A 21,807-nucleotide genomic window follows, 5' to 3' on the forward strand; every position below is an offset into this window, starting at 1 on the left:
GTTAAATCCTATTTTCGGATTTCCGGAAAGACAAAACGTACACTCACTCCGGCGTCCGTATTGCTGATTTCAAGACGGCCGTGATGGGCTTTAAGCAAGGTCTGGCAGATCGTTAAGCCTAATCCCATGCCGACCGAGTGATTCATTACATTTTCGTCTAAAGTAAACGGGCTTAAAATTTTATCTAAGACGTTTTGTGAAATCTTAGGTCCTAAATTCTGAATCTCGACTATGACATTTTTATTTTCTAAGCGCGACGAAATCTGAATCGCACTTTGCGCCTGGCCGAACTTAGTCGCATTGTGCAGGGCACGCGTTACGAGAATGCGCATATGTTGCGGGTCGGCTTCAATAGTTTCGACCTGTAAATCGAAATTAATTTTTTGCCCCTTGGTGGTGATCATTTTTGAAATGTCATCTGGCAGCTGCTCAAAGACATTTTTAAGTTTAATTGTCTCATAGCGCATCGGGATCTGACCTAATTCGCCTTTAACAATTAAAAGCACGTCTTCAATAATGCCTTTTAGTTTTTCACCGGATTTGTTAATGCGGTCTACAAACAGCGCCTGCTCTTCAGATAATGAAGACTCACGCAGTAAGCCGGTAAAACTTAAAATCGAAGTCAGCGGAGTTTTTAACTCGTGATTGATCAGAATCATAAACTGCGATTTGGTCTTGTCTAAAGATTGCAGCTCTAAAAGCGCTTGTTCAAGGGCCCGGTTTTTTTCTTTTAGCTCTTTACGTAAAGATAGTTTTTCGTATGCATTTTCAAGATTCTTTTGTAAATCAACCGGATCCCAGGGTTTAGTAATATACTTATAAATCTGACCTTTATTGATGGCTTCGATCACAGATTCAATATCGGTGTAACCGGTTAATAGGATCCTGATTGAATCCGGGTGAGTTACAATTGATTTCTCTAAAAACTCAGTACCGGTGATTAACGGCATACGCTGGTCAGAAATAATAATCGCGATATCTGGATTTTGGTCGAGATGGGCAAAGGCGTCCTGCGGCGTTGAGGCTTTAAATACCGTAAAACGCTTTCTAAGCAAGCGTTCCATGGCGTCCAGGTTGTCAACTTCATCATCAAGAAACAGCAGCTTTGGTTTATCCATCAATTCATGCTAGCGAATCAGGATTTTGCGGTCAGGTCGAGATTTTACGAGCTGTCTTTTGGTCTACTGACCTTGGACTAATTCTATTTACTGGACCCTGTAACTATCGCATAGACCTGTCGAATAGTGATACGATGATCTAGGTATACGTGTATCTATATTTTAGGAGACTCTATGTCGTTGAAAAACATAATTAATTTTCTTCTTACAAGCGTGTTCACGTTCGTGATGTCTTTTAGCTTTGTAAGTGAAGAAGCTCATGCTCAGTTCAATGCATATGCGAATGCAGGCGTTAACTACGGCGGCGGCGGTGGTCTGTGGGGAACAGGCTACTGGGGCGGACAACAAGGTTGCGGTTATCCTTGGAGACAAGGTTCTGGTGCGACAAGTATGTCTGACGAAGAAAAAGAAGAGCGTAATAGAATCTCTGAATTAAACAGTGAATTAAAACGTCTCCAATTAGAAAAAAAACGTGCTGAAAAAGAAATGGAATTTGCGGCCCGCAAGTTAGAGCGACAGTTCGACGGCGAAATTTTAGATTTCTTGTTAGAGACTCATATCGAAAAAGGCAATACGTGTAACGACTACGTAACGGCTCCGGGTTTAAATTGTACAGCTGCAGGCCAAACAGGTGCTACAGCAGTAGGAACGGCGCAGATCACAATTGATCCGGCGACAGGTCAACAAGTGGTAGCAGCAGGTTCAGTCTCGGTAACAGCTTCGGCAGATTGCTCGGCAAAAGACGACGTGCCTGAGCGTTTACGTCCAAACTGGAACAATAAATACTGTGCGGCCCGTACTAAATCAGACGGCGGTAAAATTAATTCAACTATCTGTGCAGACAGAACTTTAAAAACAGAAGACCGCAGAACTTCGGCTTACTCGACCTCTGAGTGCGGTAAGCAGTTAAATGACTACCGTAAATTCCGTATCAAACGTGACGATGTTCAGGCAAAAATCGAAAGAGTTGAAGATGAAATCGAAGATCGTAAATATGCGATCTCTGATGCCAGAGAGCGCGCAGCTTTAGAGCGTGAGTACGCAGCTAAAAACCAACTAGAAGGTAATTGTGAAGAGTGCGGTAGCGGTGATCGTGATGGTGGTTACCAAAAGCCAAAACGTGACTGGGTTTCAATCTTAGGAACGATCGGTGTAGGTCTTGGTTTAGGTTATATCGGTAAACAATATGATGATAGAAACGCAGAGTACTCTGCGCAATTAGGTTACCCTCCGGCACAAGGTTACCCAACGGCAGTATCAATGGGTTTACCGTTCGTATTAGCTGGTGCTTACGGTGCTATTAACGGTGGATCGGGTCTTGGCGGATTCGGTTGTGCCGGTGGTTTAGGTGGAACAGGTTTCCCTTATGGTGCCGGTGGCGGCATGGGTGGACCATTCGGTGGTCCGATGGGCGCCTACGGTCCTTACGGCCCAGGTGGTGCGTTCGGTTATCCTCCGGGAATGTTCGGCGCTCCATGGGGCGGTGGTATGTATCCTCCAGGTTACGGCCCGGGTGGAATGATGGCTGGTCCAAATGGCGGATGGCCATACGGTTACGGTCCTGGCTTCGCAGTTAACGGTGTTGTTAACGGCGGCTTAGGTGTGCCGATGTACGGTAACGCTGTTGGTGGAATGCCAATGTACGGCGGAATGCCGATGATGGGCGGCGCGCCTATGAACGGTGGTTTAGCAATTAACGGTGGTTTAGCGATGAACGGCGGAATGCCGATGATGGGCGGAATGCCGATGATGGGTGGAATGCCGATGATGGGTGGAGCGCCAATGATGGGCGGAAACTTTGTCAATGGCGGCATCGGTATCGCAGCTAACGGTGGCATCCCGATGAACGGAAGCCAAATGATGTGTATCCAATGGCCATGTCCTGGTATCGGAACTTTTGCCAATGGTGGTTTAGCGATGAATGGCGGAGTGCCAATGATGGGTGGGATGCCGATGGGCGGAATGCCGATGATGGGTGGAGCGCCAATGATGGGCGGAAACTTTGTTAACGGCGGTATCGGTATCGCAGCTAACGGCGGGATTCCGATGATGGGTGCCTATATGAATAACCCGCAAATGCAATTGCAGATGTTACAAATGCAACAACAGCAGGCGCAAATGCAAATGCAGTATTACCAAGCACAGATGCAGGCTCAACAGCAACAGTATCAACGTCAAATTCAGGTTCAAATGCAGGCTCAGCAAGTTCAGCAAGAGATCATGAATTTACAAATGCGATTACAGATGCTTTACACTGGCGCCTATTCTGGTACCGGTACAGGTGGTGGCTATTACGGATCCGGTTCACTCGGTGGATCGACCGGCGTAGCAGCTCCTTCGGTAGGTGGTGCATCATACGGTACTATGCAATACGGTACCGCGACGTCAACACCGCCGACCTGGATCCCAGGTGGTGGCGCAACAGCGTACCCAACTTACCCAACAAATCCTGGTACGGGCGGACAAGTGACGGTACCTACGCCGACAACAAATGGTCGATAAATAAATGTAACTTGAAAATTGATGAAAGGCTGAGCGTAACACCTCAGCCTTTCTTATTTTTACGGGTAAGTTTTTGAGTTTACTTCTATTCTTTGCTAAAACTTAAACATGGCTGAAACGATTGTTAACTGTTTTGATTCACACACCCATTTTCTCGGTACCGGCCAAGTGGCGCTTGAACTGTCGCTACGTGAGCTTAAAGCACCCGGTGAGGTAGAACAGTTAAAAATCGAAAAACATCATCATCGCGGTGAGTGGCTGGTTGGCTTCGGCTGGAATCACAACAACTGGGTGCCCGCAGATCTGCCGCACAAATCGTTGTTAGATAAAATCTTTCCGGATACACCGGTGTTTTTTTCGCGTGTCGATGGTCACAGCAGCTGGATTAATTCCAAAGCGATCGCCGTCTTAAAACAACTGGGTTACGACTTTAGCAAAGACCCGCAGGGCGGAAAAATCCTGCGTGATGCCAGCGGTGAGCCGATAGGTATCTTGCAGGATCAGGCCCATATCAATGCGCTTTTCATGCTGCCTGACTATTCTGACCAGCAACTAACACAGTTTTTGCTAAAAGCCGGCGAGATTTTTAATGCCGGCGGCTTTACGCATGTGCGTGATATGTCGCTGACCTACCGCCAGTGGCAATTGCAAAAAGCTTTATGTGAACAACAAAAGCTAAAAATTTACTACGAAGGTTTCATTACCGTTGAGTCAGTGAAAGATTTAGACCGCGGCTTGAGTGAATATCAGAAATGCGTCGCTGATCCCTGTGCGCAGATGAAAGTAAAAGGGTTAAAAATCTTTATCGACGGTTCATTGGGTTCAAAAACAGCGTACTTGTCACAAAACTATACCGGCGAAAATCACCGTGGACTGTTGACTTGGTCTGCGACTGATATCAAAGCGACGATCGCTTTTTGCTGGCGCAATAAAATGGAATTTGCTGTACACACGATCGGTGATGAAGCCGTACATACGGTGGCTCAGTGTGCACGTGAGGTGTCTGCTGCCGGCCTATTAGGTAAAATTCACTTGGAGCATGCCCAGTTGCTGCGACCAGAGACGATTCCGTTATTAAAGCCGTTACATGTATACGTGCACATGCAGCCCTGCCACTGGCTATCGGATCATCCGTGGTTACAGGATTGTATCGGTGATCTCACGAAAAATTTATTTCAGTGGGAAGCCTTACGCAAAAACCGTATTCATGTTGATTTCGGTTCTGATTCACCGATTGAACCGACTAATTTGCTGTTAACCCGCAAAGCTCTGGTCGAGAGTGCCAGATCAATCCCGAATCCCAGCGAGGACTGGAAACGTTTTCACACTTATCCGACCTCAGGCTTTGGGCAATGTCAGACTGAATTTGATGACCAGGGAATAATCGCGGTCAATTTCGACGGCACAGTTATTCGCTACCGATAGACACATCGTAAGATTTTAGAAAAAACATCGTAGCGATCGCCGCAAAGCCCAGCAGGTATTTGTTCTTATTCTCTTTTAAATGCTCGGACATTAGATCTTTGCCCCAGTCGTAGCGCTGGCTTAAATTGCAGCCGTCGGCAAAATGCGGAATCACCTGGAGGTCAAGCTGGCTGATAAATTCTGTGTAACGGGGGCGGTCACATTCACCGTTTAAGTAATATTTTTTATCTCCGTCTAACGTAAGACTTATATAATCCAGCTCAACATGTTTGAGCTCCTGTAGGTAAGGATCAAGCAGTAAGCGATTACGCAAGTTGTTTGCCACGGTTTTTCCCAGAAGATAAAGCATTTTATCTGCCGGTTCACTGTCAAGCTCGGCTAACAATGTATACAGTTTTTTAAGGCGCTTTACTGTCTCTGAAAGTTTGGTTTCTTTGTTCTGTGCTATTTTTTCACCGGCTAAAATCAGGTTTTTTAACTGTTCCAGGTTAAGATCGTCGTCTTTAAGACTTAAATGTAATTTTTTACTGAACTGAGAAACATAATCCTTGTTGTCCAAATCAAAGTTTTCGATCAGGTCATTAAAGTGCGGTGTACGGGCGGGAGCAATGGCCGCATACCCTTGCGGTAGACAAAGATAATTATTTTTCTCGCAGATTTTTTTGTAATCTGAAAGCGGAGTATCTCTATGAGCAACGAGCAAGATGCGTTCTTTCGCCTGGGCCTGGCTCAAGTAAAAGCTCATGGAAAGGATTACTAATAATAACTTTTTCATTCTAGCCTCCGTTGTATTCGATCTTTACGCTTTGCTTTTTTTGCGCTTGTTCATGCACGCTCGGGTTTTCTGCCGCCTCGGCTTTATTCTGAATCACGGCAAAAAATGGTCCTTCATGTTTTAACAATTCACTGGATAAGTTATCCGGCAGCAGCACGGCATATGCGTTGGGGTTGTTCGGTGCGCGCAGAATTTTTACTTTCTGAAAGAGTTTTTTGGCATTACGTGAATTGTTTTTGCCGAGATAAATATCAATGACGCCGTAGCCTTCAATCACGCTGGCAATGGCCGAGATATTTTCAAGCTCGATTGGAACCAGCGCGTAGCCGTTAGGGATAAGGGTATCGACGGTTAACAGTTTTTCCGGTGACTTCGGGCCACGTTCATCGAGTGTCGTGTAGATATAGACGAACACAAAAAAGATAAACATAAAGACAAAGTACTTATGCTGCAGCAGGGATAGTTTGAGTTTGTTTTTAAGATCCATATTTAATCCTTAACTGATTTGGAGATTTTATATTTATCTGAGATCGCGCGTTGTCTTTTGCTCATGGTTAAGATGGCGGTAGTCAGTGCCGTAAACAGCACGAAGGTTAAAATAAATTCGGTAATCACTTGTCCGCGTTGATTGTTAAGTGCCATTTTTTATCTCCTAGTCTTGGGCTTACCTTGCACGTAAGACTCAGCACATTGGTCCACGTGAAAAAACTTTGATAAGATGCAAGCGTTGCAAAGGCCATATTCCAAGCATAGGCCAGCGATTGTTTATGTTCGGCATTTTCTTGCCATTCGTAGTTCGGGCCTAAGCCGCCCTCCGAATCGGGCCGGATGGCCAAGATCGGTGTCGAGCGAGGCACCACATAAGTTGACAGGCGCAGCATAAACCGCCAAGGCAAACTTAGCTGCTCTTGGCCGCCTTGAAGTTTTGCGATCAGGGCTAAATGTTTGCTCAGTAATTCAAGCTGAGTTTTGCTGATTAAAGTGCGCTGTACACCATCCAAAGTGTTCTGCGCTTGGTGTAGGGCGTTTAACTTATGCTCTAACACCGGCACTAATTCTAAGTTCATGGTCGCGATCGCCACTGCAAGTGCGGCCTGGGTGGCTTTAATATCCAGGCGCAGTGCCGTTGAGGCCGGGTTTAAATTAAACAGCTGACGTACATTTTTTAAGGTGGCGCTTTGAATGGCCGTGGCTTCGGTTACGCAGGTGCTGCGCACATAATCGCGCTGCATGGATAGCGCAATCGCAAAAGTGGCCGTTAAATATAGGCTGGTAAAGGTCATTAAGATAAACACAAAGCTAAGACTGACGAAGGCCTCAGAATTCTTGCTTAAATTTTTCATAATCAAACTCGCGTGTAACGGACAAGGTTGCTAAATGGCTTGCGGTAACCGAAAGACTGATTTTTTGCGGCGCTCTGCGCACCTGAATCACAACCGCGCGCAGCTGGTTCTGCTGCAGACGCTGTTCGAGGCGCTGTTGGCAAAACGGTTTACCGGCCAGTTCACAGTAAAAATAGTCTTCGACCATAGCATCAACTGCGACGGTGAAAATCACAACTAACAGTGCTCGCAGCATAAAATACAGAAACAATAACGCCGTCAGCAGCATAAGCAGCGCTTCGGTCAGGGCTTGGCCGCGGTTATCACGCAGTTTATTTTTTCGAGTTAGCTGTTTTGGCGCCATCTAAAAAGTTAGATAAATCTTTTTGAGCTAAAGCACCGTCGCTGGCATTTACGGCATGTAAGGCCTCGCCATTGGCTCCAAGGGCCCGATTGATGTTTTCATATTTTTTACCCAGGTTGTGACCCACTACCTTAACCACACCGATAGTGGCAACGGCAATTAAGGCCACCAGCATTAGGTATTCAATTAATCCCTGACCGTTTTTATTTTTTAGAATTTTAGACATAAAAAAACCTCCGCTCGGGAGGTTTTGCAATCGCGAGCGCTTAAGCCGGCCACGATTAATAATCGGTAACATCCGAGATCCGGTTAAACCGGAGCTGGCGGATTACTTTTTCGCTTTTTTCTTTGCGGCTGGAGCTGGTTTGGCTGCCGGTTTTTTTGCTGCCGGTTTAGCCGAAACTTTAGCAGCAACTTTAGCTGGAGCTGCTTTAGCCGCCGGTTTAGCCGCCGCTTTGGCTACGGGTACAGCCTTAGCTGCTTTAGTTTTTGCTTCTGCAGCTGCTTTTAATGCTGCTGCGGCCGCTTGGGCTTCAAGTTTTGCCGCCTGTTTAGTTTCAACTTTTTGTGCTTTTTTAGCTGCTTTGCGGGCGGCTACGATGCGGTCTAAAATTTCGTAAGCTTCTTTTTGCAAATCATTTTCGAAAATAAAACGGTAAAAACCTTCGATTTCTGGAGACTGGCGGAATTTTTTTAACGATGTTGGTAAGCTTTCAGATTGAACGAAATCAATTGAGTTACCATCTTTAGAAAGTTTAACTTTATCAGCCATTGTTTAGACCTCTTTGTTTAAATCGATTTTTTTAAGGACAGACCTTGCAATCTAGTAGAAAATAGCTTCTGGGTCAAGAAACCATTGATTGTGTTGCTCTTTGTAACCTATTGAAATCGCTCACTATTTTGATAGTTTTAAGACTCACAGATAAACGAGCACGAAATGGGGTTAAGCATGAAGCTTCTTAAAGGCCAACCGGTCAGTGAAAAAATCCAGGCGGATATCAAAAACGAAATCGCTTCTTGGCCGCAAAAAGGATTAGCTCTCCCGCACTTAAGTGTCATCCTGGTAGGCAACGATCCGGCAAGCCAGGTTTACGTTGGTCACAAAGCCCGTATGTGTGAGGCCTTAGGTTTTTCTTCAGAAGTCATCAGATTAGATGAAAAAATCACGCAAACCGAACTGTTGGCAAAAATTGAAGACTTAAATAAAAACCCAAAGGTTGATGGTATCTTGGTGCAGTTACCGCTACCGAAACATATACACGAGCGCACAGTGTTGGAAACCATCACGCCGATGAAAGATGTCGATTGTTTAACAAAAACTAACATCGGTTCGATGGTGGTCGGCGATGCGATTGTTAAACCCTGCACACCGGCTGGGATCGTTGAAATCTTAAAATATTACGACATTAAAATCGCCGGCCAAAAAATAGCGGTCATCGGCAGAAGTCAGATCGTGGGAACACCGTTGGTGCATCTGTTAACCCAGGAAAATGCCACGGTGACCTTGTTTCACTCAAAATCAGAGAACCTGATGCAGGAGATAAAAGCCTTCGATATTGTCTGTGTGGCGATTGGCAAATCAGAGTACTTCAAACAGGCCGATTTCAAACAAGGCGCCATCGTGATTGATGTCGGGATTCACCGTGCTGACGGACATAAACTGACCGGAGATGTGACTAAAGCTGTGGAAACCGATACTTGGTTATCGGCGCAAACACCGGTGCCGGGCGGCGTTGGTGTTACGACGATTGCCATGTTAATGCAAAACACTTTACAGGCCTGCAAAGCACGTAGACAATCGTAACGCCTATGAGACTTTTACTTTTATTATCATCGTTATTTTTGGCATTTCCTGCACCGGCTGCGCCGAAATTTACTTTTAAAAAAGGCTGGTCAATTCCCGGCCAGACTAAGTTTCAGAATTATTCAGTCGGTGGCTTATCCGGCTGCAGTAAAGTCGGCGATGAAATTTATTTTGTCTCGGACGACCGCGGTAATCAGGGGCATCCGCGTATTCTGGTTTTAAAATACGATGCGCAAAAAGCTGAGTTAAACACCAGCGATCTTAAGTGGCTAAAAGTGGCCAAACCTGCCGACAATATCACGTTTTTAGATATGGAAGGTCTGGCGCAGATCAATCCTGAGCAGATTTTGATTTCCAGTGAAGGCGATCAAAACCAGAAGCCGCGCCAACCGGTATCGTTATTCTGGATTAACGGAAAAGGTGAGCGTATTGCCGATGTGGCCTTGCCGCAAAAATTTATCGCTAACGGTTCAGGCTTACAGATCCGTGGCACGCAAAACAACAAGGGCTTTGAAGGTCTAAGCATTGACCGTGAGCTGGGCTTATGGGGCGCGATTTTAGAAGGCACTCTGGTGCAGGAGCGAAATAAACTGATTATGATCGAAGGGTCGGCTTCCGGTGGAACCGCGGTGTTAAACGAGTGGTCATACCCACTGCCGCAGTTTATCGGCGACGGGCTCGGAGCCGAAATGGGCGTGACTGATTTTGTCTACGACAAAGACCGTAGCCTTATCGTGATTGAGCGCGGGGTAAGTCTTAGTTTAAACGGGATTCAGTTCGATGCGCAGATGTGTGTGGCGGAAAAGAATCAGGCCACCAAGTCGATTAAAACCAACTGTCTCTACGATTTTGCCAAAGATAAAGCCCTAAAAAGCTTTGTTAAAGAAGTGCAGAACTACGAGGGTATCTGCTGGCTCAATGACCAAAAAACCCAGTTTATGGTCATCAATGATAATAATTTCTCAGCTAAAGAAAATAACCTTTTTCTTTTATACCAAATCGATTAAAAAAAGCCTCTAAGTCTATAGAGGTCCCCGATGAGAATTTGGAAGTTAAAAAAAGGTTCTGACCAGCGTCTGCGCTCGCGCCATCCGTGGGTATTTTCGAACGAACTGATGGATAGCCCACGTGGCCTAACCCCTGGCGAACTGGTTGAAGTGCACGATCATCAGGGACATTTTATTGCGCGCGGCTACGGTAACCCGCATTCGTTAATCGCCTTTCGGGCGATGACTTTTGAACTTAAAGATTTTGAAATCGGCAGCGTTACTTACGTTTCGTCAAAACTGTATGCAGCGTGGGAAAAACGCATTCATTTAGGTTTTCAGGATTCATTCCGTATTTGTTTTTCTGAAGCCGATGCGCTGCCAGGGTTGATCTTAGACCGTTATGTTTTTGAAAAAAACGGCGAGCGCTTTCAGGTGTTATCATACCAGCTATTGACGTTTGGTATGAACCGCATTTTTGAACAAGCCGAAGCGATCTACCAAAAGTTAGTCGAAGGTGTGTTTGCACAAAAACTTTCGGATATCGACTGGGAGCACACCATCTTACTTCAGCGCAATGACGTAAATATTCGTAAGCTAGAAGGTTTAGAAGTCGAAGAACCAAAAGTCATTTATAATCCAAAAGATATTTCGCTGGCGGATTTAACAATTTTGATCCCATCGGTGATGGCGACAACCCTAAACACCACTGAGACATTAAAATTTAATGTAAACTTAATCGAAGGCCAGAAAACCGGTTTTTTTCTGGATCAAACCCATAATATCCGTTTACTGATTCAGAGCTTAGAAGGCTTAATCCGTGTTAAACAATTTAGCAAAGAAAAGCCGCTTAAGATTGTCGATCTTTGTTGTTATATGGGGCAGTGGTCAGCCCAGATCGCCTTTTATTTAAAACAAAAAGAGATTCCGTTTGAAGTTTTATTGGTCGATGTTTCAGAGCTGGCCTTAGAAAAGGCCAAAGAAAACCTTAAACAGTACACTCACAAAGTCACTGTGATGAAAGGTGATGTGTTAAAAGATTTAATCAGCATCGAGGCCAACAGCTACCATGTGGTGATCTCGGATCCTCCGGCCTTCGTGAAAAACAAAAAAGATATGGAATCTGGTTTACACGGCTACATGAAACTAAACGAGCAGGCATTTCGCATCGTAGCCGCAAAGGGCGTAGTGGCTTCATGCACATGTTCCGGTTTAGTACAGACATCGGATTTTAAAAACGCATTACGTAAATCGATTTTACGCTCGGGCAAAAAAGCGCAGCTGATCTGTGAAGGCGGCTTAGGCTGGGATCACCCGCAGCTGATTCAGTTTCCTGAAGGCCAGTATTTAAAGATGCTGCTGCATAAAGTAGACTAAAAATAGCGAACGGGGTTTTGTTCTGCGATGACAACAAAAACCCCGCTCTTTAGGTAACTTAATTTTTTATTCTGTAATTATCTTTGCTGTGTAGCCGCTGCTTGTCCAGCGGTTTGTTGCGCGCTTTGGGCCGGGTGGCCCTGGGCTGCAAAGATCTGCTGTTGGAACGCCGTCATTTTATTGATGTAATCTTTAAGTGCTACATTTTCTTTCTTTAATATTTCAGTCTGCGTTTTTGATTGTTCGTACTGGCCGCGCACGTTGTCTAGTTCAGCCTGAATTCGGTCAGAATCAAGCTTCAATTCAACGATTTTGTTTTCGGCTACGGTCATTAAGTGTTTGATGGTTTCGGCTTGTTCCTGGCTGTGGCTTTCGACTTCCATCATACCGGATTCTAATTCGTTGATTTTACTTTCTAAAGTTTGAATCTGTTCGGCTTTTTCTTTTAATTCGTTCGCTAAACCCTGATTCATCTCTAATAAGCGGCCTTTTTCTTTCTGGAAATCAAACTGGATATTTTCGTAGTTTTCTAAGTACTGTTTGCGGTCATCCATCTGTGCCTGAATCGCTTTGGTTTTGATCTCCTGGATTTCAAGCTGCAGTTTTAATGAAAGATCCAATGATCTGGCCAAATCAGTCGACAGTTTTGAGTTGTGATGTCTTTCCTGGTTTAAAAGATCAGTTAATTCTTTTACTTTTTGCGTAAGGTCAGAGTTAGACGTGGTCATTTTCTCTAACGTCTCGATTTTCAGTTTCATGTCTTCGTGGTTTGAAACCAGTTCAATTTGAAAATTTTTCAGCTGGTTCTGCATTTTGTCTAATTGAACCACGCGGTCTTTCGAGTTCTTATGGTCCTCGTCCTGTGATAATTCGTTCAGCTTGTGACAAATTTCGTTAAATATTTTCTCGTGCTCTGGGATGTTTAATGTTTCCATTGTAAAGTGTTCCTCGCTTACAGTACTTTCATCTTATTGAACGACCTAGTGGTTGACCATAAGTCCTGTTTTGGTTTTAAATAATCCAGTATTAAGTCCAGAGAAATAGACAAAGGTTGGTGAATCTTATGTTAAAAAGTCGAGTTTTAACCGTAGCGATCGCAGTGATTTTTTTAAACGCCCAGTTGGCACAGGCACAGAGTTCTTACTTCGACGTCAAAGAACCAAATCGTGCCGCCGAGTATATCCACCGTTCTTCACCGAAAGAATCACTGATCAGTGTTCAGCTTTTTGGTGCGGTTAAAAATCCCGGCATTTACTATGTGCCGCCACAGACTGATTTGTTAAAACTTGTCACCCTGGCCGGCGGACCTGCCGATGCCGATTTAACTGAAGTGATCGTGCGTAAAACCGATCCGTCTCAAAAAGGTGTGTATGAACTTGATTTAAATAAACTGATGAAATCAACTGCTGATGTAAAGCCATTTAAACTTACGCAGGATGATTTTGTTTACGTGCCGAAAAAACAACCGTGGATCTCAAGTGATATCGCGCAGTCAGTAACGATCGTTTCGTTAATCACCAGCATAATCTTAACCAGTGTTCTCATCGAAAAGAACTCTGACTAGAGCTGCATGTTATTTTTAATCGCACTGATTTTTTTATCGAAGATTTCGTTCGGTTTTATTCCGGGATTCCCTTATCAGGAATCCTTTTTTATTTTTCAAAAGGGCTTACATCCGTTTGCCAACATTTTCTTTAACATAATAATTGGTTCGGTTCTGATCATTAAATTTTTCTGGAAGAGTCAGCACCATTACCTGCAGAACCGCTTTTTTAAATTCTATCTGTTTATCTTCTGTCTGTTTTTGCTCACCGTAACGGCCATGCAGGTCGTGTTAAACGAGGCAACGAATCCGTGGTATGTGCAATTGGCAGCCGCAATCTCGGCCTGCTTTACCGTGATTCTGTTTGCGCGGGTTATTCCAAGCGAATTATCGGTGGCTAAGTTTATCAGCTTTACCCGCAAATGCAGCGTGGCACTTTGTTTTATCAGTTTAATATTGCTGGTTATAATGCCGGCAATTACTTTTAAAGGCGGCCGGTTTATCGGTGTATTTAAACATATTCCGTATATGGTAACCACGGCTACGCTTGCCAGTATTTTTTTAATTTACGAAATGTTTGCCAAAGAAAACTCGCGCCCGCGCAAGATTTTTCTGGTTATCAGCGCCGCGGTGGCTTTAACCGCACTGATATTAACCGGCACACGGTCGGCGTTGTTTGCAGTGGTATTAAGTTATTTTCTGGCATTTTTGTTTTTTCCGGCAAAAAAAGCGGCCAGCCAGTTTATTAAGGTGTCGCTGGCTTTTTCACTGCTCATTGCAACGGTGCTGTTCGGGCACAGTATCAGCCAGTACGCCATCGGTATTGCCCGCGGTGAATCAGCAGTCGGTTTACGTGCGGCGCAGGACGGGGTGAGCTCACGCTTTGAAGAGTTCGAGCGCGGTTATGAAATTTTTATGAAAAGCCCGGTGATCGGCCAGGGGTTGTTATCGAAATTCGGCGAGATCAATGAAACCGAAGTGGGACAGTATAATGCCAATAAAGACCCGCATAATATTCTCGTGTCGGCCGGTGTGATCGGTGGCCTGGGTTTTGTGGTTCTGGTTGCGATCGGCTTTGTCGGCTTAATTGTGGCAAGCTTTAATAAACTGCGTTCAAGTCCCCCAGAGTTTAAAATTTTAGCTATTTATCTTCTCACTCATATTCCGATATTGTTTATTTATCACATGCATCTTTCAATCGGTGGTATGGCCGATCGCTTCTATTGGATTGTGATTGGCTATATGCTGATTAATGTGAGAAAACAAAACGCATGAACCCATTAAATCTAATTTTGGCGTTAGCACTTGGGGCCGCAGCGGCGGGCTTAAGTTATACCTTTCAGGCCGTTGTGAATTACACCGAAACTTTGCGTTTGCAGTACCCGCAGCTCGTACTTGGGTTGCCGGTGCTGTTTATCCTGACGGTGCTGTTAAAGAAAAAAACACTGTATTATCCGCACAAAGTTAAAGATCTGCATGAAATGACCGAGCAGAAAAATTTTTTCTGGAACCGCTGGAAGGCGTTTTATCATTTTTTCGGCGCGGGTTTAAGTCATCTGTTCGGGGCAAGCGTTGGCCGTGAGGGTGTTATTGTGCTGGCCACGACCGGAATCGCAAGACTGTTTAACCTTAGCCTGCCTTACTGGGGCCCGGTGGCGGCCAGTATCGGTTTTGCGGCGATCACCGGCAATAAGTGGGTAAGCCTGATTTTCCTGATCGAAATGTACTCGACCCGGTTTTCACAAAAAGTGTGGACTTTTTTCGGTGCCTGGGCCGCGGTGTTAATTCTGCAATCACTTAAGTTTCCGCATCTGTTGTCGGCAGTAACGATTCCTGACAGCGATTCATGGCTTAAGCGCTTTTTCTTTATCTTTTTACTGGGTGTGATTATCGGTTACCTTTCACGCGCCTATAAAAAAAGTTATTTTTTTCTGTCAGATTTTTTTGCGGCTAAACATATTATCTGGGCGGTGGCGATGTCGGCTGCCCTTGGCTACGCGCTTTACAGTCCGGATGTACGTGGGCTGCAAAGTTTAAGTCTGGATCTGGTCGAACGATTCAGCAGCGGAAGTTTACTGACTGCCTATGATATGCAGTTAATTGTACTAAAACTGGTATTTACCTTACTGTGCGTGTCGCTCGGATTTTTTGGTGGCGAGTACGTGCCGTTAGTTTTAGTTGGTTTAGGAGTCGGAGTTACCGGCGCCCAGTTTTTCGGCGAGAGTTTATTGCTCGGTGGGGTATTAGGGGCATTTGCCGTGTTTGCCGGGGTTACGCGCCTTAAGTGGACGGCAGTGGTATTGTGTCTTGGGCTACTGGATTACACTATGTTTATCTGGGTTTATATTTTCTATTCAGTGGTTCATAGTTTTTCTGGCGAAAAAAGTATTTACTTACAGCCACGTACGCAGAATTTTAATTTTATGAATTTTAAGTTCGGCACTTTTCCGGGGGGAGCGGGCGGTTTTACCGGTGGTTTTAGCACCGGTGGATTTAACCCAGAAAACTTCAGACGTGGTGAACGTGATGTTGGCTCTTCTGCTGGTGAAGACCCGAAAAAAAACGGCGGCTTAATCGAATAAAAGAATTAACCTTGCGGCGGCTGGTTTCGCATGAAATCAGCAATGTGCGCAAAACTTTTTTTCAGATCACTCTTAAGCTGTTCTGATTCAACCACTTCTTCTAAAGCCTTAAACATGCAGTAGAGCCACTGATCGCGTTCTTTTTCGCCGATTTTAAACGGCATGTGGCGCATGCGAAGTCTCGGGTGACCGAATTTTTCAATATAAATTTGGGGCCCGCCGGACCAGCCGGTTAAAAACATCACCAGCTTTTCTTTGGCTTCGCTCAAATCCGGAGCGTGTTGGTCACGAATATCTTTGACCTCGGGTAAGGTATCCATGTGGTGGTAAAAACGTTCGACCAGTTTTTCGATGGTGGCTTTTCCGCCGAGTTGTTCATAGAGGGTATTTTCATCAACCGACATGATTAAAACCTGAAGTTCTGGTTTCTGATTTTTGAATTAGTCGATAAAAGCGACTGAGTTTCATCGGACTCATCGTAAATATCGCCGATGATTTCTTCGAAGATATCTTCCATAGTGATGATGCCGAGAATTTTTTCACCTTGGCGTACGATAGCCAGGTGGCTCTTGCGCTGCTGTAAACGTTTAAGGGCGTTGATGATCGGCTCGTTCGGGGAAAGGTATTCGGCTTTGCGGATTAATTTGCTCCAATCCATTTTAGCCACTTCCGGTTCGGCGATAAATTCTTTGGTGTAGAGGATGCCTTCGACCTTATCTTCGTGCATCACCGGCAAACGGGTGTTTTTATGCGATTTAATCATCTCAAAGACATCATGGGTATGATCAAGCAGATTAATTTTATTAACCTGATCCCACGGTAACATCACATCTTTAACCCGGCGCTTGTCGACGCCGATAAGGTTAAAAACAAACTGCTTGTGGGTTTCGTTTAAGTTGTCGAGATCGACTTCCTGAGAGGTGTCGACATTTTCTTTGGTCTGATATTTGGCAAATAAAATTCTGGTAATAAATTTTGTCGAATATTCAAAGATCACAACCACCGGTGCAAACACCCGGTCCATCATCAGCAACAGTAAACCGCCGGTCAACGCAAGCTTTACCGGAAATTTCAGGGCGATGGATTTTGGCACTAATTCACCGATCACAACGCTGGCATAAGTTAACGGTAAAACGACAGTGGCGATACTGATCGATTCGGCGAATTCTTCACTGAGCAGCGGAAACTGCGCCATAAACCACGGGCTTAAATGCTCTTCGGCACTGGCACCGGAGACGGCCGCAGAAATGGCTCCCACTAGCGTGATGCCGACCTGTAATACCGAAAGTGTCCGTTCAGGGTTGGATTTTAATTTAAGTACGCGTGCTGCCGAGTTTGAACCTTCGGCCGCTAATTTTTTTAAATGCGCTTTCGATACGGTGACAAACGCCATTTCTAATCCGGATAATACGGCGTTTGCTAAGATACTGAATATGACGACTAATAATTCTAACATTATTTACAGACTACTGTGTTAAAGATTTTGGGGTTTGTTTTTGAGGCTTGCGACGTGCAAGCCGCTGGAATTTTTGCAAACCTTTTAACGAATAATTGTTTGCTGTTTTTTCCGTAGTAACAAACTAACCACGGAATAATCGCTTTTGGTTTTTCACTTGTCGCGTTTTGCCAAGCCGGAACGTTTTCGTCTTTTTTCTCTTCAGGTGGTTTGATCGTCCACGTGTGCGGAGGTGGGGCATCACCGTTATCAGGCTTTAATGACATTTTCTTTTTTGGATCCTGGTCAAACATCTCTAAGCGCTGGAATTCGATTTCATCAGTCTCAAAATCACGAAATTGCATCGTAGGGATACTTTTTTCAGGTTTAAAACTTACAGTCATTTTCAGTGGGCATTCAATAACCTGCGGTTTTTCAGGTAAGGCGTAAGCTGGCGCAACGATAAATGCTGGCAAGCCTAACAGCAGGGCAAAATGTGATTTACGCATGAAGTTCCTCTCGTACGTAAAAGCATTTCAACTGGGATAAAAAATCTTGTCAAGGCGAGCAGTGCTGTGGTTAATTACGCCCATGAATTTAGCCCCTATTTCAGTCACAAAAACGACGCAGCCCTTAAAAAAACCTGACGCGAATAATTTAGGCTTTGGCCAGTACTTCACTGATCATATGTTTGTGGCGAAATATAGCGAAGCTAAAGGCTGGTATGACTCTCAGATTCTTCCTTACGGCCCGTTGCCTATGGATCCCGCAGCTTCTGTGCTGCACTACGGACAAGCTCTTTTCGAAGGCATGAAGGCATTCCGTCAGCATAATGGCGATGTGGCGTTATTTCGTATGGAATACAACTGGAACCGCCTGTGCCAGGGTGCTGAACGCCTTTGCATGGTAGCGCCGCCGAAAGAATTATTTCTAGAGGGCATCCGCAAGTTGGTTGCTATCGATCAAGACTGGATTCCCGAAAATAAAGGGTCAGCGCTTTACATTCGTCCGACCTTAATTGGAACCGAAGGGTTCTTAGGTGTGCGTCCGTCGCGTGAGTATATTTTCTTTGTTATCTTATCGCCGGTGGGTTCGTACTACAAATCAGGCCTATCACCGGTAAATATCTGGGTAGAAGAAGAGTTCTCACGTGCTTGTCCGGGCGGACTTGGGGCTACTAAAGCTGCGGCAAACTATGCTTCAAGCTTAAAAGCCGCGTACGAAGCCAAAAAGAAAGATTATTCGCAGGTTCTGTGGCTTGATACCACCCGCACTTATGTTGAAGAAGTCGGTACCATGAACGTGTTTTTCGTTTTTAAGAACGAAATTGTAACACCATCGTTAGAAGGCACCATCCTGGCTGGTGGTACGCGTGATTCGGTGATCCAGGTGTTAAAAGCCATGGGTAAACCGATCGTTGAACGTAAAGTTAAATTATCCGAAATCCGCGAAGGCGCACAGAGCGGTCATCTCATTGAAGCATTTGGTACCGGAACTGCGGCTGTCATTACTCCGGTCGGGGAATTAGCGGCAAAAAACTGGACAGTTAAAATCAATAACGGCCAGATGGGCGAGCTGACGACCAAGCTGTATCAGGAATTAACTGATATCCAGTACGGATTTAAAGCCGATACCTTAAACTGGATTGAAAAGTTAAAATAATCTTTTATTAAGCGTTAAGATAAACAGGAATGCGTGAGACGCATTCCTGTTTCAAATAGGTTAGCTAATTAGTTAGCCTGGATTTTTTCTTTAACTTCGATTGACGTTAAGATTTCGCCATCACAGAAGTCACCACCGCAAGCTTCACGTTTTTTATTTTCGTCAGCAAACATTTTTGTGGCATCAATAGTTAACGTTACTTTTTCTGAATAAAGACCATCACGGTATCGATCAACAACAACTTGGTATATGCCGGCCGACACACGTTTTGCCGACTCAACACTCATGGCCTCATCGGTAATTAAGAAGTCAGCTGATAAATTTCCCATCTCGGCATTTGATTGATAGCCCAGATAAACCGAATAACGGGGTGATACGTCAGTACTCATACCTTTATCAGCGACGATGATAGATAGTTTCTTCTGGCCCTCATCGCCGTTTTTATCAACCAGGCGAAACGTCTTATCGATTGAAGACGGAGCGATCGAAAGCTTTTCAGATTTAATTGAAGAAGCTTGTGCGAAAGTTGCTGTTAATAACACGATTGAAGTTAAGATCATTTTTTTCATAAAGTGAATGGCTCCTTTTTGATTTGGGTTAGGGATTTGATTCGGGTGCAATAATAAACGAATAACTTTAAAGGTGGCGAAAAATCGAATTTTTAGGGGAAAGCGGCATCTAAGGGGCTTTGGCAGCCCTTTTTAAGGTTATCATAAAAATAATTGGCGAATTAGGGGGTTAGGAGCTGCCGCTGTCAAATCAGCTGACAGAGTGACAGTAAAGGCCCAGGCAAGATTTGCAAAAACTATTTCTTGTTAAGGCTGTTTTCGCGGTCTTTTAATAGGCGCTGTGAACCATCGACGTCATCGATTTCAAGCAAGGCACGGCGGGCCCGTTTGCCACCGACGGTGTCATGGCCGCGGTTTGACGGCAAGTACTCAAGATCATCATCATTAATCCGCGATAACTCACCAAACGATTCTCCCTGGCCGTAGCTGTTGTTATCAGCGTAAAAGCGCAGAGCTTCAAGGGCGATCTCAAGTTTGGTTTTAAGTTTATCGTAATCAGACATCATTTAAGACTTACTTGAGCTGCGACTTTTAGCCAAGTTTAAAAGAAATGCGTTTTCAGCTTTTTTGTTGGTTTTGGCTTTTTTCTTAGCCGTTTTCACGGCTGGTTTTACTTTTTTTATTCCGGCTTTTTTCTTGGCCGCAGGCTTTGGTGCATCGGTATTAAATAAGCTGGGCTTACGCATATCTGCATCTTCTGCAGTGGCTTCTAAGCGCGCCCGTTTTTCTGCGGCTGTTTCCTTAACCGCAATACCAAACAGCGGGTTACCTTTTAAGACTTCACGGAGTACAAGTTTTACTTCGTCTTCAAAGTTTTCGTTTTCGGCAGGGATGTACAGCCACTCTTTTTTAACCGGATGATTTTCTAAAAACGGAAATTTAGCGATTACAGCATTGTGTTTGATTTTAACAATCGGAAAAAATGCGCCGAAGTATAACTGAAACTGGTAGGCTTTGCCGCGGTGAACGGTGGTCTTACTGTCTTCAGTTAAAAACAGCACGAATTTATCACCTAAGTAATAGCCGATACCGTCCTGCATATTTTTCTGCATGACTTCGATGGGTAGAAGCTCTTCGATCCAGGTTAGTACGTTCATAGCTAACCGTGATTAAAGCACAAGGGTGAAAAAATGCAAAGGCGATCAATGGCAGATGCGCGCATGCACGGGCTGGGCTAAGCAGACCATGAAGTAGGATAGCGGATCCGTCCAGCTCTGCAGCGCGGTGAATCCCGCTTTTTGCAGAAGGTCTGCAAACGTCTCAGGTGTGTATTTGTAGCTGCTCTCGGTGTGGATGGTTTCGCCTTTTTGGAAGGTTCGTTCACCACCAGGCCATGATACTGTTACGTTGTGGCGGGCGATCAGCTGCATTTCAATCCGGCTCAGTTGCGGATTAAAAACAGCCCGGTGTTTCCAGTCCGAAATCACAAAGTCAGTTCCTGCGATGCTATTGAGATGGTTTAAAATATTCAGATTAAATGCGCCTGTAATTCCTAACGAGTCATTGTAAGCAGCCTCTAAGACTTCAGGTTGTTTAACCAGATCAACACCGATCAGAAGTTGCGAATCAGCTTCGCAGTTCGAGAATATGTCTCGTAAAAATCTGCAGGCTTCATCCGGGGTAAAGTTTCCGATCGATGAGCCGGGGTAAAAGAAAAGTTTTTTCATTAACGAGAACTCATCTGAAAGCCTGAAGTCGGTTGAAAAATCCATCGCGAGCGGATTTATTTCAATATCTGGAAACTGCTGGCGGAGTGACGTTGCCGCCTGCACTAAAAATTCAATCGAAAAATCAATGGGTATATATGAACGCGGTTTTAACACTGGAAACAGGGCAGCTGCTTTTTCGCAGTTTCCAGCCCCTAAGTCGATGATCGATGAACCTGTGCCGATGTATTTTTTTAGTTCGTGAAGATGCTGATCCAGAATAAATTTTTCAGTGCGGGTCGGGTAGTATTCAGGAAGATCGCAAATCGCTTCAAAAATCTTCGAACCTAATTTGTTATACAGAAATTTTGCCGAAAGACTTGCTTTAGGTTGCGTCAGCGATGTGACAATTTCATTTTTAAGTGCCGGTGGGTGACATTTCGCCACAAAATCGTGGTGATTTGTCCGAAAATTTTGCTCTGCTTGGGTATGCGACGATATAATCATAGGACAAACCAAAACTGCAAAGCCTGTACTAAAGATCGAATGTAAATGAGATTAAAGGTGCCCAGTGAGACGTGAGCCAAAGGCGAACCAACTATATAACGACTGAACAAGTGATCGAACGTGAGTGAGATAAATGGTGCCCAGTGAGACGTGAGCCAAAGGCGAACCAACTATATAACGACTGAACAAG

Annotated in this window: 25 protein-coding genes; 9 read left to right on the plus strand and 16 right to left on the minus strand. The window is 44.7% G+C overall.

Annotation, left to right across the window (positions count from 1 at the left end; translation table 11 throughout):
* Window positions 1–8 precede the first annotated feature (8 nt).
* The gene (locus AC04MM_RS11740) at window positions 9–1,118 is read right to left on the minus strand and encodes a histidine kinase dimerization/phospho-acceptor domain-containing protein (RefSeq protein ID WP_475380554.1); all 1,110 of its coding nucleotides are present in this window, start codon (window positions 1,116–1,118) and stop codon (window positions 9–11) included.
* Window positions 1,119–1,292: 174 nt separating this feature from the next.
* Between AC04MM_RS11740 and AC04MM_RS11745 the strand changes: the two genes are divergently transcribed.
* The gene (locus tag AC04MM_RS11745) at window positions 1,293–3,620 is read left to right on the plus strand and encodes a hypothetical protein (protein WP_475380555.1); all 2,328 of its coding nucleotides are present in this window, start codon (window positions 1,293–1,295) and stop codon (window positions 3,618–3,620) included.
* 108 nt (window positions 3,621–3,728) lie between these two features.
* Window positions 3,729–5,045, plus strand: a complete 1,317-nt coding sequence (locus AC04MM_RS11750; RefSeq protein WP_475380556.1) for an amidohydrolase — start codon at window positions 3,729–3,731, stop codon at window positions 5,043–5,045.
* Here AC04MM_RS11750 and AC04MM_RS11755 read toward each other — a convergent pair.
* From AC04MM_RS11755 to AC04MM_RS11785, 7 genes are all read right to left on the minus strand, one after another.
* The gene (locus AC04MM_RS11755; protein ID WP_475380557.1) at window positions 5,029–5,820 is read right to left on the minus strand and encodes a hypothetical protein; all 792 of its coding nucleotides are present in this window, start codon (window positions 5,818–5,820) and stop codon (window positions 5,029–5,031) included. The genes AC04MM_RS11750 and AC04MM_RS11755 overlap by 17 nt on opposite strands.
* A 1-nt stretch (window position 5,821) precedes the next feature.
* Window positions 5,822–6,307, minus strand: a complete 486-nt coding sequence (locus AC04MM_RS11760) for a hypothetical protein (protein WP_475380558.1) — start codon at window positions 6,305–6,307, stop codon at window positions 5,822–5,824.
* Between the two features lie 2 nt (window positions 6,308–6,309).
* Entirely contained in the window at window positions 6,310–6,462 is a 153-nt protein-coding gene (locus AC04MM_RS11765) for a hypothetical protein (protein WP_475380559.1), read from the minus strand.
* Window positions 6,432–7,163, minus strand: a complete 732-nt coding sequence (locus AC04MM_RS11770) for a hypothetical protein (RefSeq protein WP_475380560.1) — start codon at window positions 7,161–7,163, stop codon at window positions 6,432–6,434. The genes AC04MM_RS11765 and AC04MM_RS11770 overlap by 31 nt, the downstream gene beginning before the upstream one ends.
* Window positions 7,138–7,506 carry a hypothetical protein gene (locus AC04MM_RS11775; protein WP_475380561.1) on the minus strand — a complete coding sequence of 123 codons (369 nt, stop codon included), beginning with the start codon at window positions 7,504–7,506 and terminating at the stop codon, window positions 7,138–7,140. The genes AC04MM_RS11770 and AC04MM_RS11775 overlap by 26 nt, the downstream gene beginning before the upstream one ends.
* On the minus strand, window positions 7,475–7,732 hold the full coding sequence (locus AC04MM_RS11780; protein WP_475380562.1) for a Flp family type IVb pilin: 258 nt from the start codon (window positions 7,730–7,732) through the stop codon (window positions 7,475–7,477). Before AC04MM_RS11780 ends, AC04MM_RS11775 begins: the two co-directional genes overlap by 32 nt.
* 102 nt (window positions 7,733–7,834) lie before the next feature.
* Complete coding sequence (locus AC04MM_RS11785) at window positions 7,835–8,278, minus strand: hypothetical protein (RefSeq protein WP_475380563.1); 444 nt, start codon at window positions 8,276–8,278, stop codon at window positions 7,835–7,837.
* A 177-nt stretch (window positions 8,279–8,455) separates the two neighbouring features.
* Between AC04MM_RS11785 and AC04MM_RS11790 the strand changes: the two genes are divergently transcribed.
* From AC04MM_RS11790 to AC04MM_RS11800, 3 genes are read left to right on the plus strand one after another with little or no spacing between them, the layout of a single operon-like run.
* A complete protein-coding gene (locus AC04MM_RS11790; protein ID WP_475380564.1) occupies window positions 8,456–9,310 on the plus strand; it encodes a bifunctional 5,10-methylenetetrahydrofolate dehydrogenase/5,10-methenyltetrahydrofolate cyclohydrolase in 855 nt (284 codons plus the stop codon).
* A gap of 5 nt (window positions 9,311–9,315) precedes the next feature.
* Window positions 9,316–10,317: an esterase-like activity of phytase family protein gene (locus tag AC04MM_RS11795; protein WP_475380565.1), complete on the plus strand. Its 1,002-nt coding sequence runs from the start codon at window positions 9,316–9,318 to the stop codon at window positions 10,315–10,317.
* Between the two features lie 30 nt (window positions 10,318–10,347).
* Window positions 10,348–11,673, plus strand: coding sequence for a class I SAM-dependent rRNA methyltransferase (locus AC04MM_RS11800; RefSeq protein WP_475380566.1), 1,326 nt, complete (start codon window positions 10,348–10,350; stop codon window positions 11,671–11,673).
* Between the two features lie 77 nt (window positions 11,674–11,750).
* Here AC04MM_RS11800 and AC04MM_RS11805 read toward each other — a convergent pair whose 3' ends face one another.
* On the minus strand, window positions 11,751–12,608 hold the full coding sequence (locus AC04MM_RS11805; RefSeq protein ID WP_475380567.1) for a hypothetical protein: 858 nt from the start codon (window positions 12,606–12,608) through the stop codon (window positions 11,751–11,753).
* Window positions 12,609–12,736: 128 nt separating this feature from the next.
* Between AC04MM_RS11805 and AC04MM_RS11810 the strand changes: the two genes are divergently transcribed.
* Genes AC04MM_RS11810 through AC04MM_RS11820 form a run of 3 tightly spaced genes read left to right on the plus strand, consistent with a single transcriptional unit; the run spans window position 12,737 to window position 15,798 of the window.
* Window positions 12,737–13,237: an SLBB domain-containing protein gene (locus AC04MM_RS11810; RefSeq protein WP_475380568.1), complete on the plus strand. Its 501-nt coding sequence runs from the start codon at window positions 12,737–12,739 to the stop codon at window positions 13,235–13,237.
* A 6-nt stretch (window positions 13,238–13,243) separates the two neighbouring features.
* Complete coding sequence (locus AC04MM_RS11815; RefSeq protein WP_475380569.1) at window positions 13,244–14,491, plus strand: O-antigen ligase family protein; 1,248 nt, start codon at window positions 13,244–13,246, stop codon at window positions 14,489–14,491.
* Window positions 14,488–15,798, plus strand: a complete 1,311-nt coding sequence (locus AC04MM_RS11820; protein WP_475380570.1) for a chloride channel protein — start codon at window positions 14,488–14,490, stop codon at window positions 15,796–15,798. The genes AC04MM_RS11815 and AC04MM_RS11820 overlap by 4 nt, the downstream gene beginning before the upstream one ends.
* A gap of 5 nt (window positions 15,799–15,803) precedes the next feature.
* Here the strand turns inward: AC04MM_RS11820 and AC04MM_RS11825 are convergent, their stop codons facing one another.
* The 3 genes from AC04MM_RS11825 to AC04MM_RS11835 are packed head-to-tail and all read right to left on the minus strand — an operon-like array spanning window position 15,804 to window position 17,742.
* Window positions 15,804–16,202, minus strand: a complete 399-nt coding sequence (locus AC04MM_RS11825) for a group II truncated hemoglobin (RefSeq protein ID WP_475380571.1) — start codon at window positions 16,200–16,202, stop codon at window positions 15,804–15,806.
* A 2-nt stretch (window positions 16,203–16,204) separates the two neighbouring features.
* The gene (locus AC04MM_RS11830) at window positions 16,205–17,254 is read right to left on the minus strand and encodes a hemolysin family protein (RefSeq protein ID WP_475380572.1); all 1,050 of its coding nucleotides are present in this window, start codon (window positions 17,252–17,254) and stop codon (window positions 16,205–16,207) included.
* A complete protein-coding gene (locus AC04MM_RS11835; RefSeq protein ID WP_475380573.1) occupies window positions 17,254–17,742 on the minus strand; it encodes an STY0301 family protein in 489 nt (162 codons plus the stop codon). Before AC04MM_RS11835 ends, AC04MM_RS11830 begins: the two co-directional genes overlap by 1 nt.
* 82 nt (window positions 17,743–17,824) lie before the next feature.
* Between AC04MM_RS11835 and AC04MM_RS11840 the strand changes: the two genes are divergently transcribed.
* Window positions 17,825–18,895 (plus strand): branched-chain amino acid aminotransferase, encoded by a 1,071-nt coding sequence (locus tag AC04MM_RS11840; RefSeq protein WP_475380574.1) that lies wholly within the window; start codon window positions 17,825–17,827, stop codon window positions 18,893–18,895.
* 68 nt (window positions 18,896–18,963) lie between these two features.
* On the opposite strand, the gene AC04MM_RS11845 is transcribed toward AC04MM_RS11840, so the two are convergent.
* The 4 genes from AC04MM_RS11845 to egtD all read right to left on the minus strand — a co-directional run bounded on the left by AC04MM_RS11845 (window position 18,964) and on the right by egtD (window position 21,557).
* On the minus strand, window positions 18,964–19,464 hold the full coding sequence (locus AC04MM_RS11845; RefSeq protein WP_475380575.1) for a hypothetical protein: 501 nt from the start codon (window positions 19,462–19,464) through the stop codon (window positions 18,964–18,966).
* A 236-nt stretch (window positions 19,465–19,700) separates the two neighbouring features.
* Window positions 19,701–19,970: a hypothetical protein gene (locus AC04MM_RS11850; protein WP_475380576.1), complete on the minus strand. Its 270-nt coding sequence runs from the start codon at window positions 19,968–19,970 to the stop codon at window positions 19,701–19,703.
* On the minus strand, window positions 19,971–20,561 hold the full coding sequence (locus AC04MM_RS11855; RefSeq protein ID WP_475380577.1) for a hypothetical protein: 591 nt from the start codon (window positions 20,559–20,561) through the stop codon (window positions 19,971–19,973).
* 45 nt (window positions 20,562–20,606) lie between these two features.
* Window positions 20,607–21,557 carry an L-histidine N(alpha)-methyltransferase gene (gene egtD / locus AC04MM_RS11860; protein ID WP_475380578.1) on the minus strand — a complete coding sequence of 317 codons (951 nt, stop codon included), beginning with the start codon at window positions 21,555–21,557 and terminating at the stop codon, window positions 20,607–20,609.
* Window positions 21,558–21,807: the final 250 nt, after the last annotated feature.

The organism is Bdellovibrio sp. SBM16 (genome assembly GCF_056175625.1).

What these genes read in the sequence shown, in the direction of transcription:
- AC04MM_RS11755 (WP_475380557.1), bottom strand. Translation starts at nt 5,820, where the DNA reads ATGAAAAAGTTATTATTAGTAATCCTTTCCATGAGCTTTTACTTGAGC.
- AC04MM_RS11805 (WP_475380567.1), bottom strand. Translation starts at nt 12,608, where the DNA reads ATGGAAACATTAAACATCCCAGAGCACGAGAAAATATTTAACGAAATT.
- AC04MM_RS11775 (WP_475380561.1), bottom strand. Translation starts at nt 7,506, where the DNA reads ATGGCGCCAAAACAGCTAACTCGAAAAAATAAACTGCGTGATAACCGC.
- AC04MM_RS11740 (WP_475380554.1), bottom strand. Translation starts at nt 1,118, where the DNA reads ATGGATAAACCAAAGCTGCTGTTTCTTGATGATGAAGTTGACAACCTG.
- AC04MM_RS11785 (WP_475380563.1), bottom strand. Translation starts at nt 8,278, where the DNA reads ATGGCTGATAAAGTTAAACTTTCTAAAGATGGTAACTCAATTGATTTC.
- AC04MM_RS11830 (WP_475380572.1), bottom strand. Translation starts at nt 17,254, where the DNA reads ATGTTAGAATTATTAGTCGTCATATTCAGTATCTTAGCAAACGCCGTA.
- AC04MM_RS11840 (WP_475380574.1), top strand. Translation starts at nt 17,825, where the DNA reads ATGAATTTAGCCCCTATTTCAGTCACAAAAACGACGCAGCCCTTAAAA.
- AC04MM_RS11760 (WP_475380558.1), bottom strand. Translation starts at nt 6,307, where the DNA reads ATGGATCTTAAAAACAAACTCAAACTATCCCTGCTGCAGCATAAGTAC.
- AC04MM_RS11820 (WP_475380570.1), top strand. Translation starts at nt 14,488, where the DNA reads ATGAACCCATTAAATCTAATTTTGGCGTTAGCACTTGGGGCCGCAGCG.
- AC04MM_RS11780 (WP_475380562.1), bottom strand. Translation starts at nt 7,732, where the DNA reads ATGTCTAAAATTCTAAAAAATAAAAACGGTCAGGGATTAATTGAATAC.
- AC04MM_RS11800 (WP_475380566.1), top strand. Translation starts at nt 10,348, where the DNA reads ATGAGAATTTGGAAGTTAAAAAAAGGTTCTGACCAGCGTCTGCGCTCG.
- AC04MM_RS11815 (WP_475380569.1), top strand. Translation starts at nt 13,244, where the DNA reads ATGTTATTTTTAATCGCACTGATTTTTTTATCGAAGATTTCGTTCGGT.
- AC04MM_RS11770 (WP_475380560.1), bottom strand. Translation starts at nt 7,163, where the DNA reads ATGAAAAATTTAAGCAAGAATTCTGAGGCCTTCGTCAGTCTTAGCTTT.
- AC04MM_RS11790 (WP_475380564.1), top strand. Translation starts at nt 8,456, where the DNA reads ATGAAGCTTCTTAAAGGCCAACCGGTCAGTGAAAAAATCCAGGCGGAT.
- AC04MM_RS11745 (WP_475380555.1), top strand. Translation starts at nt 1,293, where the DNA reads ATGTCGTTGAAAAACATAATTAATTTTCTTCTTACAAGCGTGTTCACG.
- AC04MM_RS11765 (WP_475380559.1), bottom strand. Translation starts at nt 6,462, where the DNA reads ATGGCACTTAACAATCAACGCGGACAAGTGATTACCGAATTTATTTTA.
- AC04MM_RS11750 (WP_475380556.1), top strand. Translation starts at nt 3,729, where the DNA reads ATGGCTGAAACGATTGTTAACTGTTTTGATTCACACACCCATTTTCTC.
- AC04MM_RS11810 (WP_475380568.1), top strand. Translation starts at nt 12,737, where the DNA reads ATGTTAAAAAGTCGAGTTTTAACCGTAGCGATCGCAGTGATTTTTTTA.
- AC04MM_RS11850 (WP_475380576.1), bottom strand. Translation starts at nt 19,970, where the DNA reads ATGATGTCTGATTACGATAAACTTAAAACCAAACTTGAGATCGCCCTT.
- AC04MM_RS11855 (WP_475380577.1), bottom strand. Translation starts at nt 20,561, where the DNA reads ATGAACGTACTAACCTGGATCGAAGAGCTTCTACCCATCGAAGTCATG.
- AC04MM_RS11835 (WP_475380573.1), bottom strand. Translation starts at nt 17,742, where the DNA reads ATGCGTAAATCACATTTTGCCCTGCTGTTAGGCTTGCCAGCATTTATC.
- AC04MM_RS11845 (WP_475380575.1), bottom strand. Translation starts at nt 19,464, where the DNA reads ATGAAAAAAATGATCTTAACTTCAATCGTGTTATTAACAGCAACTTTC.
- AC04MM_RS11795 (WP_475380565.1), top strand. Translation starts at nt 9,316, where the DNA reads ATGAGACTTTTACTTTTATTATCATCGTTATTTTTGGCATTTCCTGCA.
- AC04MM_RS11825 (WP_475380571.1), bottom strand. Translation starts at nt 16,202, where the DNA reads ATGTCGGTTGATGAAAATACCCTCTATGAACAACTCGGCGGAAAAGCC.